The organism is Brevundimonas diminuta 3F5N (assembly GCF_900163625.1).
Classification (GTDB): domain Bacteria; phylum Pseudomonadota; class Alphaproteobacteria; order Caulobacterales; family Caulobacteraceae; genus Brevundimonas; species Brevundimonas diminuta_A.
The window spans coordinates 45,206-62,423 of sequence record NZ_FUIE01000034.1 but is presented as its reverse complement, the minus strand read 5'-3'; the positions used below and the strand labels follow the sequence as shown (position 1 = coordinate 62,423).

Below are 17,218 nucleotides of genomic sequence, written 5' to 3'. Positions count from 1 at the left end.
TTATATGCACGATAGCGCGGGCTTGGGGTTGCGGTTCCCTGCCAACGGGGGCTATACGCGGCCCGCAAAATGGAGGCTCCAAATGGAGATACGCGAAGGCCTAACCTTCGATGACGTTTTGCTCGAACCCGGTCCGTCCGAGGTCATGCCGGCTGATGTTGATGTCTCGACCCAGCTGACACGCGAAATCAAACTGAACATCCCGCTGCTGTCGTCCGCCATGGACACGGTGACGGAAAGCCGACTGGCCATCGCCATGGCGCAGGCCGGCGGCATGGGCGTGCTGCACCGGAACATGACCATCGACGAGCAGGCCGAAGAGGTCCGCGCCGTCAAACGCTATGAAAGCGGCATGGTGGTGAACCCGGTCACGGTCGCCCCCGACACGACGCTGGGCGAAGTCCTCCAGATCGTCGAACGCAAGAAGATCACCGGCTTCCCCGTGGTCGATCCCAAGAGCGGCAAGCTGGTCGGCATGCTGACCAACCGCGACATGCGTTTCGAGACGGACCTGAACCTCAAGGCCGCCGAACTGATGACGACCGGCGAGCTGATCACCCTGCGCGAAGGCGCGGCGGGCCGGGAGGCGGCGCGCGAGCTGCTGCGCACCCGCAAGATCGAGCGGGTCATCGTGGTGGACGACGCCTATCGCGCCGTCGGCCTGATCACCATGAAGGACATTCAGAAGGCTCAGGCCTTCCCCAACGCCTGCAAGGACGAGCAGGGTCGCCTGCGCGTCGGCGCCGCCTCGACCGTCGGCGACGCCGGTTATGAGCGTGGTCTGGCGTTGGCTGACGCGGGCGCGGACGTGGTGGTGATCGACACCGCCCACGGCCACTCCGCCTCGGTCGCCGAGGTGGTTCGCCGCATCAAGCGCGAGAACAACCGCATCCAGATCATCGCCGGCAACGTCGCCACCTATGACGCCACCCGCGCCCTGATCGACGCAGGCGCCGATGCGGTGAAGGTCGGCATCGGGCCGGGCAGCATCTGCACCACCCGCATCGTCGCGGGCGTGGGCGTGCCGCAACTGACGGCCATCGTCGACGCCGCCCGCGCGGCGGAAGGCACGGGCGCCTCGGTCATCGCCGACGGCGGCATCAAGTTCTCGGGCGATCTGGCCAAGGCCATCGCGGCGGGCGCCAATGTCGCCATGATGGGCTCGATGTTTGCAGGCACGGACGAAAGCCCCGGCGAGGTCTTCCTGTACCAGGGCCGGTCCTACAAGTCGTATCGCGGCATGGGCTCGGTGGGCGCCATGGCGCGCGGCTCGGCCGACCGCTACTTCCAGAAGGAAGTCTCGTCCGAGAAGCTGGTCCCCGAAGGCATCGAGGGCCAGACCGCCTACAAGGGGCCGATCGCCCCGGTGGTGCACCAACTGGTCGGGGGCCTGCGCGCCTCCATGGGCTATGTCGGCGGCGCCTCCATTCCGGACTTCCAGGAACGCGCGCGCTTCGTCCGCATCACCAATGCGGGCCTTCGTGAAAGCCACGTCCACGACGTGATGATCACGCGCGAGGCGCCCAACTATCGTCAGGGCTGACCTGATCCGCTCCCGGCCCCGGCCGGGAGCGGTTTTGTTTTGGGCTAGTAGAACAGGAGACCGGCGTGACGACTGAACTCACCTATCTGGCGGCGACGCTGGTGCTGGCTCTGGTGCAGGTCTTCCTGCCCGCCTTCGCCCGGACGCGCGAGTTCGGCCTGTCGTGGAACGCCGGAGCGCGGGACAAGACGCCCGAGGCGCACAGCCCTGTCGTCGGTCGACTGGAGCGGGCGCAGGCCAATCTGTTCGAGACCCTGCCGCTGTTCATCGGCGCCGTGCTGATCGCACACGTCGCGGATCGGACCGGCGCGCTGACGGCGTGGGGCGCGGCCCTCTACTTCTGGGCGCGCGTCGCCTATATCCCGCTGTACGCCCTGGGCGTTCCCTATATCCGGTCGCTGGTTTGGCTGGTCTCGCTTGCGGGACTGGCGATGTGCCTTCTGGCCCTTTTCATCCGAGTCTGATTTGACCCCAGCCGCCCGCCTGGCCGCCGCCGCCGCCATCATCGACAGCATTTCGCAGGGCCGCCAGCCCGCCGACGCCGTGCTCAAGGCCTGGAGCCAGCAGAACCGCTATGCCGGTTCGGGCGACCGCCGCGCCATCGCCGAGCGCGTCTATCAGGTGCTGCGCGCGCGGGGCCGCCTGTCGGCCTTCATGGGCGGGCGTCAGGACGGACGCGCCCTGATCGTCGGCGCCCTGTCGCTGCTGGACGGCGCGACGCTGGAGGAGATCGAGGGCCTCTATAACGGCGAAGGCTATGGTCCGCGCCCCCTGTCCAAGCACGAACGCGGGCGTATCGCCGCGAACGAGGACGCGACCGATCTGGCCGAGGTCGCCCTGCCGGACTTCGTGACGGCGGACCTGAAGGCGGTCCACGGCGACCGTTGGCGCGAAGAGGTCGAAGCCCTGAGCGGTCGCGCGCCGGTCGATCTGCGGGTCAACGGTCTGCGCGCCACGATCGAAGAGGTCGAGACCGAGTTGCGCGACGCCGGTCTGTCGCCCCAGCGCACCGAACTGTCGGGCTGGGGTCTGCGCCTTGACGCCGAGCCGGCGCCGAACGTGCAGCCGCTGGACGGCTTCCAGAACGGCCATTTCGAGATTCAGGACGAGGCCAGTCAGGTCGTCGGCTGGCTGTCGGGCGCCTTCCCCGGCGCGACGGTGGTGGATTACTGCGCGGGCGGCGGCGGCAAGACGCTGGGTCTGGTGCAGGCCATGCAGGGGCAGGGGTCGCTGATCGCCTGCGACGTCTCGGCCAAGCGTCTGGACAATGTGAAGCCGCGACTGGCCCGCGCGGGCGTCGAGGCTGACCTGCGCCTGTTGGGCACGAACGGCGGCGGCGTCGAGGATCTGAACGGTCAGTCCGACGTGGTGCTGGTCGACGCGCCGTGCTCGGGCTCGGGCGCCTGGCGGCGTCGACCGGAGGACTGCTGGCGCCTGACGGCCGAAGAAGTCGCGCGCCTGCACGCGTTGCAACTGCGCATTCTGGGGCAGGCGGCCAAGCTGGTGCGGCCGGGCGGGCGTCTGGCCTATGTCACCTGCTCGGTGCTGGGCGCGGAGAACGAGGCCACGGCCGCCGCCTTCGAGGCCGCACACGCGGACTTCAAGCCCGTCGCCGTCGCCGATGCGGCTCACAGCGCGGACCTGACCGAGGCGGGGCGAGGGCGTCTGACCGCGCTGGCGCAAGGAAACCGCCTGCGTCTGTCGCCCGCCGCGACCGGCACGGACGGCTTCTTCATCGCTCTGTTCGAGCGCGCTTCATGAGGCTTGAGCGCTATGGCGTCGTCACGGTCCTGCCGGTCATGGCCGCACCGGCTGAATACGGCGAACATCTGCGCGCCCGCATCGACCCCTTGATGACCGGCATCGGGCCGGTCGAGGGGGCGGTGTCGCTGACGGCGGCCCTGGCGCGGCTGGAGGCGAGGGGAGAGACGCCGGACCTGATCCTGTCGCTGGGTTCGTGCGGGTCGCGCGTGCTGGATCACGCAGCGGTCTATCAGGCGTCGTCGGTGGCCTATCGCGACATGGACGCCAGCGCCCTGGGGTTCGAGAAGGGCGTGACGCCGCTGTTGAACAAGCCTGCTGTCCTGCCGCTGTCGTGCCCTATACCCGGCGTGCCGAGCGCGCGCCTGTCGACCGGCGGAAACGTCGTCTCGGGCGCCGCCTATGACGCCATCGACGCCGAGATGGTGGACATGGAGACGTGGGCGCTGGTCCGCGCGGCCCAGACCTTCGGCCTGCCTCTGGTCGCGCTGCGCGGGGTGTCGGACGGCAAGGCCGAGCTGACGGGCCTGCATGACTGGACCTCGACCCTGCATCTGGTGGACGAGAATCTGGCGCGTGCGGTCGACGGCTTGATTGCAGTGCTGACGGATCACGGCCTCTCTGCTCTTGAATTGGCCGCCCTTGAAATTCCGGCCCTTCAGGGCCAAACCCTCGCCCAATCGCTCGCCCCGGATTCGACCTCATGACCCAGCCGACCCAACACCAGAAGGTGCTCATCGTCGATTTCGGCAGTCAGGTGACGCAGCTGATCGCGCGCCGCCTGCGCGAGGCCGGCGTCTATTGCGAAATTCATCCGTTCAACAAGGCGGGTGAAGCCCTGAAGGCGATGCAGCCGCAGGCCATCATCCTGTCGGGCGGCCCCAACTCGACGACCGACGCGGACAGCCCGCGCGTCGATCACGCCGTCTTCGACTACGGCGCGCCGATCCTGGGCATCTGCTACGGCGAGCAACTGATCTGCGCCGAGCTGGGCGGCAAGGTCGAGAGCGGCCACCACGCCGAGTTCGGCCGCGCCGAGATCGTCATCACTAAGGACAGCCCCCTGTTCGCGGGCATCGGCGCCCTCGATCACCGCGAGCCGGTGTGGATGAGCCACGGCGACCGCGTGACGGCCCTGCCGGAAGGCTTCCACGTCATCGCCACCTCGGAGGGCGCGCCCTTCGCCGCTATCGCCGATGAGACGCGCAAGATCTACGGCGTGCAGTTCCACCCCGAGGTGGTGCACACTCCGCGCGGCGCCCAGCTGCTGAAGAACTTCACCCACGGCGTCGCGGGCCTGACCGGCGACTGGACCATGGCCGCCTATCGCGACGAGCAGATCGCCAAGATCCGCGAACAGGTCGGCGACGCCAAGGTCATCTGCGGCCTGTCGGGCGGGGTCGACTCTTCGGTCGCCGCCGTGCTGATCCATGAGGCCATCGGCGACCAGCTGACCTGCGTCTTCGTCGACACCGGCCTGATGCGTAAGGGCGAGGCCGATCAGGTCACGACCCTGTTCCGCGAGCACTACAACATCCCGCTGGTGCACGTTGATGCGTCTAAGGAATTCCTCGGCGAACTGGCCGGGATTTCGGACCCGGAGACCAAGCGCAAGACCATTGGCCGCGTCTTCATCGAAACCTTCGATCGCGAAGCCGCCAAGATCGAAGGCGCCGCCTTCCTGGCCCAGGGCACCCTCTATCCCGACGTGATCGAGAGCGTGTCTCCGACCGGCGGCCCCTCGCATGTCATCAAGAGCCACCACAACGTCGGCGGCCTGCCGGACTTCATGAAGCTGAAGCTGGTCGAACCTCTGCGCGAACTGTTCAAGGACGAGGTCCGCGCCCTGGGCCGCGAACTGGGCCTGACGGACGCCTTCGTCGGCCGCCATCCGTTCCCCGGACCGGGCCTGGCCATCCGCATCCCCGGCGAGATCACGCCGGAGGCGGTCGCCACGCTTCAGGACGCGGACGCCATCTATCTGGACGAGATCCGCAAGGCGGGCCTGTATGACGACATCTGGCAGGCCTTCGCCGTGCTGCTTCCGGTCAAGACGGTCGGCGTCCAGGGCGACGCCCGCACCTATGAAAAGGTGCTGGCCCTGCGCGCCGTCACCTCGACCGACGGCATGACGGCTGACTTCTACCAGTTCCCGTGGGATGTGCTGGCCAAGACCGCCACGCGCATCATCAACGAGGTCCGCGGCGTCAACCGCGTCGTCTACGACGTGACGTCGAAGCCGCCCGGCACCATCGAGTGGGAATAATTCAGGCCTTTCGGCGGCTTTCGGCATCGCTTCCGAAAGTGCCGATAAGTCACTGACATAAAAATAAATTCTGACGAGACCCTTCGAAGCCTTTCGGAGGGTCTCTCTTTTGTGATGACGGCTTCCATGTCGTCTGCGATTTCGTCCTGGAAACTGCGGATCCCCTCGTTGAGGTCGTCGAACGCGTATTCACGGATCGGCCGATTCCCGCCTGCCCCGGATCCAAGTCGTAGCGACGTCCAAAGGCGGCTACGCGACGGCGCTGTTTGCGCCGCTTTAGAAAAGCTTGAGAACGACATTAAGATTATACGGCTCAAGATTCCTATTCCGGTCCTTCTTTTTGGAGGGCCAGGCCATGCGCGCAGTCGCAACCAGCAGACTGTTCAGAGTGATCGTCGGAGGAGGCCGCACGTCGTTCCTGCGGTCTGCTGCGACGACTTTGCGCAACGCCCTGGTCCCCGGCCCGATCTGCCGGGTCGCCCTGCTGGGTATGGCTCTGTCAGGAGCGGCCTGCGGGGCGGAGTCCGTCGCTGACGATGAGGGAAGCGCCGCCGCGGCTGAAGCGAACGCCGCTTCCGTTTCTGCCGCAGCTTCGGCGCTCCAGGTCGCTTCGACCTCTGCTCTTTCCGCTCAGGAGCGTGCGGCCGTCATGCACGCCGCCGGATTCGTCAGTCCCCAGCCCGACAGCCATTGGACCTGGCGCGATCCCGAGGACGCCGAGAACATCTGCGAAGGGGTTTGGGCTGAGATCGAAGAGGTCCGCGACCTGAACGGCGACGGTCGGCCCGAGGCCGTCGTTAAGGCCGATGGCGATCAGTGTTGGGGCATGAACCAGCATTTCGTTTCGGTTCTGCACCGCACCAGCGAGGGCTTGCGCTCCCTGATCGGGTTTCAGGCGCGGTTCGCGAACTACGGGTTCCATTCTCGGCGCGGCGTCGCCTGGCCCGATATCGAGATCGCCAACGGAGACGAAACCGGCTGCGTCGGCTTCCAGCGCTGGAACGGCCAGACGTATATCGATGGAGGCACGTCAGACGAGGGCGGCATCTGCACGCTGACGTCCGAGGGCCGCGCCGCAGGCGGCGGGGCCGCGCGGACACAGGGTCGGGTCGGGTTTCCGCCGATCGAGAAGGGCTACTACGCCATTGGCGTCAGCTGCGCCGAAGCCGTCGCCGACTCGACTGGCGTGCTCATGTACCTGGACGAGAGGCGCGTGGCCTCGTTCGACGGCGGTCGGCGCATCCAAGGCGTGGAGGCGCTGGGCGGCGACCGCTATCGATTCCGAGGTGCGGATCTGGTCATTACCGTCGCCAGCCGCACGAGCTTCACCAACGAGTACGGCGATCGTCACACGCACTGCCCGACCGGGCAGATGCCCCGCAGCGACCGTGAGGACTGGGGCGATCTCTCGCACCGATAGCACATCTCTTCCTGCAGACCGTGAGTGCGCTGATCCAGGTCATGGCCGACTGGACGCTGGCGGGAGGCCTCCGCCCTCGCCGCGTCCCCAGGTTCCACGCCCGCCGTTCCTATCTTACCTTGGCTGTGCATTGCAGGGGATTCGATGTCCGAGGTCCGCTTCTCTCTTCTCCAGTTCGGCGTCGCCCTGACCGGCGCATTGCTGTTCCTGGTTGTGGCCGCGATACTGATCCGAGGACTTCATCCAGCCTTGGAACGCGGGCTGACCTGGTTCAGACCCTGGTTCCTCTGGCTGGATCGCGGCCTAGCGCTCGGCGTCGCCCGATGGATAGGGCTGGACGAAAAGGGACGGGCGCGTCGTTGGGGACGCCTTCTGGCCGTGCTCTTGGGGACAGGCGCGATCGGCGCCCTGCTTCCTCCGCTGTTCGGCGCGCCGGTGCTGGTTCTGGGCCTGGTCGCCGTGCTCGCTGTGTTCCGGCGTTGGGCCTGGGACGAGGAAGATCGGGCCGCCAACCTGAATCCGGGTCGACGTCGTACGCCGGGAAGCGAAGACTACAACAACGAACTCCTGGTCGCCCTGTCGGCGGTCTTCATGCTGGGCAGCCTGCTGGTCTGGAGACTCACTGGTCTGCACTTCTTCAGTGCGACTTCGGGGATCGGCCTCCTGGAGTATGTGGCCTACGTCGCCTCGGAGGCGCTGGAGGCCCTGCCGATCGTCGGCAATATCGAGGTGATGGGCTACGACAACCCGTCCGGTGTCCAGGCCGTCTTGCCGACCGGAGGCGGGGTCGCCGCCTTTGCTCTGCGCATGGGGCTGGACCTTCTGGTCATCGGCGGACTGCTCCAGGCCCTCTCGGTCGCGCGTCGGATCGCGACTGGGCAGGATCTGCGTCGATACGAAGAGACTCTGCGCGACGCGGAAACGGAGAAGCAGGCGGACGCGGCGCTGCAGGGGCTGGCCGACCTGGCTCGTCGTAACAACGTCGCCGCCCTGGCCCTGCTCGAGACGATCGCGCTTCCGCCGGATGGCGGGACCCGCCACGAGGTCTTCAAACGGCGCGGCGCTGCGGACGTGCTCCTGAACCTCTACGAAGAGGGTTCTGTCGTCGGCGTTTCGGGGCTGAACGCCGCGATCCTGACTTATGATGTCCTGATCACCCCCGAGTTGATGAATGGAGCGCCCCTGCAGTGGGCCAAGTCGGTGGCCGCCAGGGCGCACGCCGCGTATCTGTTGGGCATGCTCCTCGGGGGCGAACAGGGGCGGAGCCGTCTGGTCGAAGCACGCGATGGTTTCAAACTGGCCGCTCAAAGCCTGTCCATTCTCGATGCGCCTCGGCTCGCGGATCGCGCGGAGCTCGGCTTCTGGGCCGTCGAGGGGGAAGGACTTCATCAGGTCGAGGGGATTCCGCCTGAACTTCCGACCTCGTTGATCACGGGAATCCACGGGTTCATCGACCGGATGGGGGCCGACGCGGAAGCAGAGGTCATCGATGAAGCCCACAGACTGATCGCGCGGATCGGAACCTGGATGCTGTCGCACGGCATGACGCCGCCCGCCGGGCCCACGGAGACGCTCAGCACGCCTCTGGCGCAACTGGATCAAGCCGCGGCGACGATCTTGCAGTTCGGCCGCGAACCCTCGAATGACACCTTGGATCGTCTGGATCGGACCATCCGGGATCTCGAGACGCTTCACGCCCAGACACAGGCCGCGGCCGTTCGATCCGACGCCGCCCTGCGTCTCGCTCAGGCTTGGATCGCCCGCGCTCGCGCGGTCGCTTCCGCCCGACCAGAGGCATTTTCGCAGATCGACAGGTGGTGCGAAACGCTTCGACCGACGATGATCACGGCCCCGCGGGTGCGGGCGGTCGTGCGGGAAATCCAGGCCAGCCGCTTCGTGCTGGAGGCCTCGACCACACCCTTCGGGCCGAAGCGAGAGGCTCTCGCGGAACTGGCGATCGAGACCTATCGACAGTTGGTGAACGACCCGGACCTGGGCGGAGATCCTCTTTCGGTCGAAGCGCGAGCCAACATGGCGATCGCCCTTCTCAATTTCGCGGAAGGCGCCCGACCTGACCTCGCACGCATCCGGCTGGAGGAGGCGGCTCAGCTCGCTGACAGCTTGCGCGAGACGGCGGATCCGACGGCGCGGGCGTCGGCGGCTCTCACGGGGTCGAACGTTCGGAGAGATCTCGCGCCGTTCAGGCCCGAGGACCAGCGGCGCGACATGCTGGATCTGGCGATCCGAGATGCCAAGGCGGCGGTCGATGGCTATGCCGAGTTGGGCAATGAGGAAGGACGACTGCTCGCCATGCGGGCGCTGGGCCTGTCCCATATGGAGCAGGCCGTGCTGGAAGGCTCCGGTCCTGAGGCAGGTCGGCATGCCCGAGCGGCGTTTTCGGCGTTGGAATTCGCGGTGGCTCGTCTCGATCGGGAGCGCAACCTGGGCCTCTGGTTCAAGGCGGCGCACACCTTCGCAGACTTGGCGGCCTATCTTGGCGCGCAGGACCGCGATCGGGACAAACTGACCATGGCGGCGGCCCTGCTGGCCGAGTTGCGTCAGCTTTGCATCGGCCCGCTGGAGGCCCAGGCCCCCTGTGTCGACAAGTCGGCGTCGGCCATCGAGCGGGCCCTGCGGGACGAGGACGGACGGCCCTGAGAGCAGCGCCCCCAGGCGATCATGCGGACGTCGACAGGGCCCTGAGCTTCGCCAGGAGCTCCGCCGGCGTGTCGGGTTCGATGACCGGCGGCGCTCGCTCAAACACGCGCAGGACCGGCTTTGATCTCTGAACCGGGCGAGACGGATCGTGGAAGGGATTGACGTCGTACAGGCCCGCAAACATCGGATCGGCACGATAGTTCGGCAGTCGGGCGATCACCGGCATGTCCCCGGACAACTGCAGTAGGATCTCGTCGTCGTCGAGGTCCAGCAACTGCTCGGGCGAGCCGAAGCCGACCAGGCGGGCCATCGCCTCGGCCGCCAGCATGGTGTTCGCTCCGAAGCACTGCACGGCGCGGCAATTGTTGACCATGGTCTGCCAGTCCCGTGGATAGAGGTTCTGCAACTGGCTGGGGTCCTGCCAGAAGCTCCAAGTCTGCAGGCCATAGCCGCGCATCAGGGTGATGGCTCGTCGCAGGTCGTCGAAAGCGCCGAGTTGAGCCGCCTCGTCGAGGATGAACAGGGTCGACTTGGGCGGCCGACCGCTGCGACCCGAGATGAGGGTCATCAGGGTGTGCACCCACAGGCGCAACAACCGGCCGTGGCTCTCGAGCATGTGCGGCGGCAGCACGAGATAGATCGACAGCGGCTCGCCCCGCTGAACCGCGCCGAGGTCGAAGCTTGTGGTTCGCAACGAGGGGGCGATCATGCCCGAGCGTGCGATGTCGACGAGATTTTGGGAGAAGGAGAGAATGCCGCCCAAGGTCGAAACGGCGCCGATCCGCAGCATTCGTCCGATGTTGCGCGCCTCGGCGTTGCGCGAGGCCTCCAGCGCCGCCAACACGGTGCCGGCCAGGCTGCTAGAGGCGTCTTGGCGCTCGGTTGCGGCGCTGTAGAGGCCGATCTCTCCAACGGCCTGGTTGACCAGGGTCCGCACGGTTTCCAGGCAACGACTGGCTGGCGGCAGGTCGCTCATGACATGCAACACCACGCCCAGCACGAAGGTCGCCCCGCGTTCGCGCCAGTAGCCGCCGTCGCTGGCGTCGGTCTCGACATCGGGATTGGCCAAAGCCGAGACCATGGCCATCGCGTCATCGACGAAGGTCGGGCTTTCCGGGTCCAGGATGTCGAGCGGATTGAGCGAGGCGGCGGGCAGGCCTGTCACGCCCATGGGATCGAGGATGGCGACCTCCTGTCCCAGTTCGCGCCGGCGTCGTTCGGTCATCAGGGCGTTCTCGCCCTTCGGATCGACGACGATGACCGGCCCGTCGAAGCGCAGCAACGCAGGTACGATGCAGCCGGTGCCCTTGCCGGCGCCGGTCGGCGCGATGGTCATCAGATGCCCCTCGCGTTCCATCAGAATCGGGGCGACGACGGCGGTCGCTGGATCGGCGGCGGCAACGGCTCCGAACTTGAAACCCACCGGCCGACGTCGATGCTCGCGTTCCAACGACCAGCCGACGATCAGGCCAGGCTCGTCGACGCTGTCGGGCAAGGCCAGGGCGCTGTCCACAGGGATCAAGGTCATGAGGTCGTTTCCTTCGGCTCCAGAACGACGAAGAGGCCGTCCATGCGTTCGGACCGCACGGGGACATCGTCGGTCAGCATCCTGTCGTCGATCATCTCGATCAGACCGTCCGGGGTGAGGGCCAGGCCAGTCGCGAAGAAGCCTTGGTGGTGGCAGACGACGAGCAGAAACAACCAGCGGCCCTCGGCGTCGAAACCGGCCGGTTCGATGACGCGGGCATGGCCCACGCAGAGGTCGCGCAGGGCGTGGGCGTCCGTCGCCCGATCCGCCAGGTCTTCGAAGGACTCCACCGGCTGGAACCGCTCCCCCTCATGGCGAACGCAGTTCATGAAGAGTCGGATGTAGTCCAGCCGCGCACCCTCGTCCTGAAGGTGCGGGCCGACGGCGTCGTTCAGGTCGTGGATCCAGATCGACGTGCCATCGACGGCCAGAACCTTGTCCTCGGTCAGCACGAATGAGGCGATCCCAATCGCTCCGCCGCTGATCCGGCCTTGGGTTTCGATCAACATGATCCCGCCGTGGCAGCGTAGCGGCAGGGTGCGAACCCGATCGCAGAAGCCGGCTAGGGGGAAGGGGGCGCGCGCCGAACCCACCCGGTGGTGCGCGCCGATCAGGCTCAAGACTTCGGCCGCCGCCTCAGGCTCCAGGTCAGTCCAGTCGCCGGGGACGCCGGGCGCCCGGTTCCACGGCTTGCTCGGGGAGCGCACGGCCTCCACAAGCCGCGCGATCTCGATCGCGGTCAGCGGCCAACCCCTGTCGTGCGTCTGCAGCCACGCGAGAGCCAGCTTGCCGGACCACACTGCGCTGGCCATGCCGGGGAGATCGTCGAGTTCGCGGCCGAGCACGATACGGTAGGCGTCTTGGGCGGCCGCATGGAACACTGGATCTGCGGTCACGCTGTCGATCAACATCGGAGGAAAAGGTTTCTCCCCTTCGATCGGCCGTTCGAGCGCCCGAAGTAGGGGCAAGAGTTCGGTCAGGCGGGCGCCCAACCGGGCGTTGGGGGCGATGTTCAGAAGCATCCGCACGCGACGTAGCTGCTGGGCGTCCAGAAGCAGCCGGTTCTTCAACGCGCCGTTGACCGCCGGGAGCGCCTGCATCAGTTCCGCCGCATGACCCAGGAGATAGCTGGCGACCTCGGCGTTAGGCCACATGCGCTCCGTCAGAGTGAAGAAACGACCGCCCAGGTCCGTTGGAGCCAGGACTTGGGACGAGTTGCGCAAGGGCGCGCGAGCGACGGCTTCAGCCATGGCTCGGCACACCCGCGCGTCGTCGGCCAGTTTTTTGCGTGCGGCGGCGCCGGCGTCGATCGAATCCAGGAAGTCCGCTGCGAACCGGAGGGCGTCACCGGCGAGTACGCCGACGGTGACGCCCTCGCGGTAGACGGGATTGAGTTCCGGCGCGAAAGGCGCGGCTTGGGCGGACATGTCTCCATCTCCCATTCGGGATGACAGCGAAGACACCTCGCCGGTCCGGTCGCTGTCAACTATCCATCGACGCAGGCAGCGTCTGTGTCCGGGGATCATCGGCGGACGCGCTCGTCTGCGCGGCGGCGGGAACTCCGAACGCCGGGTGCTTCAGAGGCATATTCGTCAGGGCCCCGCCAAAGGCTGATCAGGGGCGCTACAGACGAGGTCCGCAAGGGAGGCGAACGGATGAGCATGGCGGTTACTCCAAAGGTCAGGTTCGTCGAAGGGGATTGCGGACTAGACCCAGACCCGAGGCGATCAGGCCCGCGCCCGCGATGAGCAGCAGCCAAGGCCCGATCTCGACCGAGATGAGGGTTTCCGCCTGGGAAGCGGCGGCCTCGCCAAGCGGGTTCACGGCCGTGAAGAGGCCCAGGATCGCGGATCGCAGCAGGAAGGTCAGGCCGCCCGCGAGCAGGGCGGCGGCCCCTGCGGCCAGCTCCCACGGACGCAGCGGCGCCCCAGTCCAAGCCTGCCAGATCAGCCACAAGGCAGCGAGGACGGCGGAGAAGCGAAGAATGAGGGCGGTGTCCACGGCCTTCAGGAAGCTGATCGCGCTCAGACCTTTGCGAATCTCGGCGCGCTGTTCTTCCAGCGATGCGATGCGATCGCCGACATTGCCGTAGCCGTAGACGCTGTCCGGAGCGCTGCCTCCGCTCTGCGCGGCCTCCATCCTGAAGCGAGCGAGGTCGCGCTCCAGGTCGGCCAGGCGACGTCTTCCGTGCTCGACCTGCTCCAGGTTCAGCCCGGCGGCGGTCGCGACCTTGTCCAGCTCCAGTTGGGAAGCGGTCAGCGCCGGCGACGACAGGGCCGGCAGGAAGAAGGCGATCAGAACCAGGATCGCCAAGGGCTGCGCCAGCGCGTCCTTGAACAGGCCGATGATTTTCTCGCCCCCAGACGACCGGGCCAGGGCCTCGACCGAGACCGCACCGGCGCCGGTGAAGGCGTCGATGGCTGGATAGACGTCGCGCGCGGTCCCGCCTTCGACGTCGAAATCGACGGCGGCCCCGACCGAGGCGGGTCGTTCGCCGCGCCAATCGGCGGCCTCGTAGCGGTAACGCTTGCCGTCGTCGCCTGTGATGGCTCCGGCCAGTTCGCCGGCGGGGACACCCAGAATCTTGCCCTTCATGGTCGTCCTCCTGTTCGTGGACGCGGCGTCAGGCCGGCTGCGGCGCCGCCGTGAACTCCACCAGGACGTCGTCGACCAGACGGATGTTCTTCTGGGCGCGCCCAATCACCCACCAGCCCATCAGCGCCATGGCTATGCCCGCCGGGATGCCGAGGATGGTCAGACAGACGAGGACACCTGAGATGATCAGCCCCCATCCGCCACGGACCGCCGTTTTCGACGTCTGGATCAGCGACGCCTTCACGGACGCCAGCACGTCCAGGTCCGTGGATCCGGCGCGCTTGAACGCGCCCAGCGCGGCGGATCGTTCGATCCGGTTCGGGAAAAGCGGGTTCTCCATGCCTGTCGGCCTCCGTGACGGAGCGCGCCTGTCGCGCTTCCAGGAGGCCAGCCTGGCCGGTCGGTCCCGCGGAATCCTGACGCCGAGCTAAAGAAGTTCTTAAGTCGTCAGCCGGCGGTCGCTGAGAGTTGCCATCCCGGACCGCGCTCCCTTAGGCTTCGAGATCGCAGACTGCATTCGAGGTGGCTTCATGGCAGAGGGCGGTTCCGGACCGCGCCGGAGACGGCGCAGATGGCGGTTCGCGAACGCGGTGTTCGATGAGGCGGCCTGGACCTTGTCCGTCAACGGCCAGCCGGTGGAGTTGGAGGGCAAGCCGCTTCAAGTTCTGCATGAGCTGTTGCTGAACGCCGGCGAGGCAGTCACCAAGGCGGAGCTGCTCGACGCTGTCTGGCCTGGCATCCACGTGGTGGAGGCTTCTCTGACCACGGCCGTGTCTAAGCTGCGCGGAGCCTTGAGCGAGCAGGGGGCGGACATCGTCCAGACCCTGCCGCGCGTCGGCTACCGCTTGGGGGCCCCGGTCGAGATCGAGCAGTTGTCGACGCCGCTGGCCCCACGCTTCGCCTTCGCTCCGGGGGACCCGGTTCCTGGTCGCCCTCAGTGGATCCTCCAAGAAGCCCTGGACGACAGCGGCGCCGGCGACGTCTGGCGAGCGCATCATCAGAAGGTCGAAGAGACGCGCATCTTCAAGTTCGCTGACGCGCCCGACCGATTGCGCAGTCTGCGTCGCGAGGTCGCCTTGTTCCGGCTGATGCGTAACGTGCTGGGCGATCGGCGGCCCTGTGTCGACGTTTTGGAATGGAACTTCACGGCGGCGCCCTATTTCATCGAGGCGGCGGACGCCGGGCAGGATATGCACGCTTGGGCCGGAGCCCTGAAGGGGGGACTCGGCGCGTTGTCGCTGGAGAAGCGGATCGCGGTGGTCGCCGATCTGGCGCGCGCCGTGGCGGCCGCGCATAGCGCCGGGGTGCTGCATAAGGATCTGAAGCCCGCCAACGTCTTGATCGAGACGCGGCCGGGCGGCGCCCCCATTGTCCGCCTTGCTGACTTCGGCAGCGGCTGGTTGGTCGATCAGGCGGCGCTGGACCTGCACGGCATTTCGGGCGGCGGCTTTCCGCCAGGAGAGGATGACGCCTCGACCCGCTCCGACACCGCCGCCTATCGCGCGCCCGAGGTGGCGCAGGGCGCCGCGCCGGGCATGGCCGCGGACATCTACGCCTTGGGGCTGATCCTTTATCAGATGACCGTGGGCGATCTGGACCGACCGCTCGCCGCCGGCTGGGAAGGGGAGGTGGATGATCCGCTCCTGCGCGAGGATATCGCCCTGGCGGCCGCCGGCGACCAGACCCGACGGCTGGAGTCCGCTGCGCTGCTGGCTGAACGGCTCGGCACGCTTGAACAGCGGCGAACGGCGCGAGCCGAGGCGGAGGCGGAGACGGAGCGACGCGAGGCGGAACGCCGTCGTGAGGAAGCGCGCGCTGCCCGGCGCCCGTGGATTCGGCTGGCTGTCGGCTTAGGCGCCGTCGGCCTTGTCGCAACCTCGACGGCGGCTCTGGTGGCGGTCAACCAGAGGAACGAGGCCAGGGCCCAGACGGCGGCGGCCGAGGCCAGCTACGCCTTCCTGGTGGACGACCTGCTCGGACAGACCAACCCGCTGTCCGGCTCAGCTGCGGAGGAGACGCTGGCGGCCGCTGCGCTGCGCGCGCGCTCGACCGTCGACGCCCGCTTCGCTCGGCAGCCCGAAGTCGCGGCCGGCCTGCACCTGTCGTTGGCCACCGCCTTCGTCCAGCGCGGTCAGTACGATGAGGCGCGCCGATCTTTCCGCCTGGCCGCCGCGGCGTATGAGCGGGCTGGGTTGCAGGATTCGCCGGCGGCGGCGCGCGCCCGACTGCTGCATGCCCGGGCCGAGGCCTTGTCGGCTCAACCGGGCGGTCTGGCCGCGGCCAAGACACTTGCCGCCGCCGAGCGTCGTCGTCTGGGTTCCGCCGCCGACAAGGGCATGCTGGGGTTCCATCTCGCCCAGGCCGAGGCGGTGATCGGCTTCTTCGAGGACCTAGACGCCTCCAGCACCGCTTTCGCTCGGGCCTTGGCCATCGCTGAGACCCGTCCTGCTGGGTTGTCCGAGCGCGACATTCTGCTGGTTCGTCAGCAGCAGGCCATGGTGCTGATGCGCTTGGGGCGGCCGGGCGAAGCTCTGCCGATGGTGCAAGAGGTGGTGGCGGGCTGGACCCGAATTTCGGGGGTCGGTCACGCCAATACGCTGATCGCGCGACAGAACCTGGCGCAGGCCAGGCTGATGACCGGCGACCTCGAAACTGCGCTCGTCGAAGCCGACGCCCTGCTGCCGACGATGACCGAACGGTTCGGCCCGAACAGTCGCTACACCCTCGGTCTTCAGTCGACCCGCTACGAGGGCCTGACTGCATTGGGCCGGTATGCGGAGGCGGCTGGAGCGGCGGAAGCCGTGTGGAAGGGGGCCGAGACCAGCCAAGGGCCGAATGCGCACCAGACGCTCGTCGGTCTTAACGACTTGGGCGCCGTCCTGTGTCGAGCCAACGAGCGACGCCAGGGCCTGCGTCACCTCGATCAGGCCTATCGGGCCTCTCGCGAGGGGTTCGGCGACGACTATCCCCTGACCCATGTGATCCGCTTTTACCTCGGCGAGTGCCTGGTCTTGGACGGGCGGTACGCCGAGGCGAAACAGCTTCTGATTCAAGTCGATCGTGCGCGGGTAGCCGGCCTTGTGGGTGACGCGGACTGGGGTGTGATGCTGGATCTGGCTTTGGCTGAAATCGCTCGAGCGGAAGGCGAGCAGGTCGAACTGCACCGCCTGCGGCCGCGTCTGGAGACTTTGAAGGGAGCCCGAACTCCGCCCTTCGAACGTCGTCGTTATGCAGCGGTCATGGGCGCCGGTTGACCCTGGGCCGCGGCATCTTCGCGGAACCGCGTCGCCAGGACGCCAAAAGAGGAAAGGGGGAGGCGATGACGGGATTTGGGGCGCTGTTCCTGGCGTTTCAGGGTGAATGGCCAGGATCGAGAGGTCTGCGTCCATGGGTCTCTGAGGCTGAACAACAGCGAAGCCGTGCGCGATGCCGCCCTGGCGGGGCTGT

At 67.3% G+C, this 17,218-nt stretch carries 12 protein-coding genes; 8 read left to right on the top strand and 4 right to left on the bottom strand.

Going from position 1 to position 17,218, the window contains the following annotated elements:
- Positions 1-82 precede the first annotated feature (82 nt).
- From guaB to FM111_RS06245, 7 genes are all read left to right on the top strand, one after another.
- Complete coding sequence (gene guaB, locus FM111_RS06275) at positions 83-1,543, top strand: IMP dehydrogenase (RefSeq protein ID WP_087140050.1); 1,461 nt, start codon at positions 83-85, stop codon at positions 1,541-1,543.
- 65 nt (positions 1,544-1,608) lie between these two features.
- Positions 1,609-2,007, top strand: coding sequence for an MAPEG family protein (locus FM111_RS06270; RefSeq protein WP_087140048.1), 399 nt, complete (start codon positions 1,609-1,611; stop codon positions 2,005-2,007).
- A 1-nt stretch (position 2,008) separates the two neighbouring features.
- On the top strand, positions 2,009-3,304 hold the full coding sequence (locus tag FM111_RS06265) for an RsmB/NOP family class I SAM-dependent RNA methyltransferase (protein ID WP_087140046.1): 1,296 nt from the start codon (positions 2,009-2,011) through the stop codon (positions 3,302-3,304).
- On the top strand, positions 3,301-4,011 hold the full coding sequence (locus tag FM111_RS06260) for a 5'-methylthioadenosine/S-adenosylhomocysteine nucleosidase (protein ID WP_087140044.1): 711 nt from the start codon (positions 3,301-3,303) through the stop codon (positions 4,009-4,011). The genes FM111_RS06265 and FM111_RS06260 overlap by 4 nt, the downstream gene beginning before the upstream one ends.
- Positions 4,008-5,570 (top strand): glutamine-hydrolyzing GMP synthase, encoded by a 1,563-nt coding sequence (guaA, locus tag FM111_RS06255; RefSeq protein WP_087140043.1) that lies wholly within the window; start codon positions 4,008-4,010, stop codon positions 5,568-5,570. The genes FM111_RS06260 and guaA overlap by 4 nt, the downstream gene beginning before the upstream one ends.
- A 355-nt stretch (positions 5,571-5,925) precedes the next feature.
- Positions 5,926-6,990, top strand: a complete 1,065-nt coding sequence (locus tag FM111_RS06250; protein WP_143276052.1) for a hypothetical protein — start codon at positions 5,926-5,928, stop codon at positions 6,988-6,990.
- A gap of 144 nt (positions 6,991-7,134) precedes the next feature.
- On the top strand, positions 7,135-9,648 hold the full coding sequence (locus FM111_RS06245) for a hypothetical protein (RefSeq protein WP_087140040.1): 2,514 nt from the start codon (positions 7,135-7,137) through the stop codon (positions 9,646-9,648).
- A gap of 19 nt (positions 9,649-9,667) precedes the next feature.
- Here the strand turns inward: FM111_RS06245 and FM111_RS06240 are convergent, their stop codons facing one another.
- The 4 genes from FM111_RS06240 to FM111_RS06225 form a co-directional block, all read right to left on the bottom strand.
- Positions 9,668-11,176, bottom strand: a complete 1,509-nt coding sequence (locus tag FM111_RS06240; RefSeq protein WP_087140038.1) for a type IV secretory system conjugative DNA transfer family protein — start codon at positions 11,174-11,176, stop codon at positions 9,668-9,670.
- Entirely contained in the window at positions 11,173-12,603 is a 1,431-nt protein-coding gene (locus tag FM111_RS06235; protein WP_087140036.1) for a hypothetical protein, read from the bottom strand. The genes FM111_RS06240 and FM111_RS06235 overlap by 4 nt, the downstream gene beginning before the upstream one ends.
- A 253-nt stretch (positions 12,604-12,856) precedes the next feature.
- On the bottom strand, positions 12,857-13,771 hold the full coding sequence (locus FM111_RS06230) for a hypothetical protein (protein ID WP_087140034.1): 915 nt from the start codon (positions 13,769-13,771) through the stop codon (positions 12,857-12,859).
- Positions 13,772-13,799: 28 nt separating this feature from the next.
- Positions 13,800-14,111 carry a hypothetical protein gene (locus FM111_RS06225; protein ID WP_087140033.1) on the bottom strand — a complete coding sequence of 104 codons (312 nt, stop codon included), beginning with the start codon at positions 14,109-14,111 and terminating at the stop codon, positions 13,800-13,802.
- A 274-nt stretch (positions 14,112-14,385) separates the two neighbouring features.
- On the opposite strand from FM111_RS06225, the gene FM111_RS06220 reads away from it, so the two are divergent.
- A complete protein-coding gene (locus FM111_RS06220) occupies positions 14,386-17,025 on the top strand; it encodes a tetratricopeptide repeat protein (protein ID WP_179205040.1) in 2,640 nt (879 codons plus the stop codon).
- The last annotated feature ends 193 nt before the right edge of the window (positions 17,026-17,218 follow it).

What these genes read in the sequence shown, in the direction of transcription:
- guaB (WP_087140050.1), top strand. Translation starts at nt 83, where the DNA reads ATGGAGATACGCGAAGGCCTAACCTTCGATGACGTTTTGCTCGAACCC.
- FM111_RS06260 (WP_087140044.1), top strand. Translation starts at nt 3,301, where the DNA reads ATGAGGCTTGAGCGCTATGGCGTCGTCACGGTCCTGCCGGTCATGGCC.
- guaA (WP_087140043.1), top strand. Translation starts at nt 4,008, where the DNA reads ATGACCCAGCCGACCCAACACCAGAAGGTGCTCATCGTCGATTTCGGC.
- FM111_RS06250 (WP_143276052.1), top strand. Translation starts at nt 5,926, where the DNA reads ATGCGCGCAGTCGCAACCAGCAGACTGTTCAGAGTGATCGTCGGAGGA.
- FM111_RS06245 (WP_087140040.1), top strand. Translation starts at nt 7,135, where the DNA reads ATGTCCGAGGTCCGCTTCTCTCTTCTCCAGTTCGGCGTCGCCCTGACC.
- FM111_RS06240 (WP_087140038.1), bottom strand. Translation starts at nt 11,176, where the DNA reads ATGACCTTGATCCCTGTGGACAGCGCCCTGGCCTTGCCCGACAGCGTC.
- FM111_RS06235 (WP_087140036.1), bottom strand. Translation starts at nt 12,603, where the DNA reads ATGTCCGCCCAAGCCGCGCCTTTCGCGCCGGAACTCAATCCCGTCTAC.
- FM111_RS06230 (WP_087140034.1), bottom strand. Translation starts at nt 13,771, where the DNA reads ATGAAGGGCAAGATTCTGGGTGTCCCCGCCGGCGAACTGGCCGGAGCC.
- FM111_RS06225 (WP_087140033.1), bottom strand. Translation starts at nt 14,111, where the DNA reads ATGGAGAACCCGCTTTTCCCGAACCGGATCGAACGATCCGCCGCGCTG.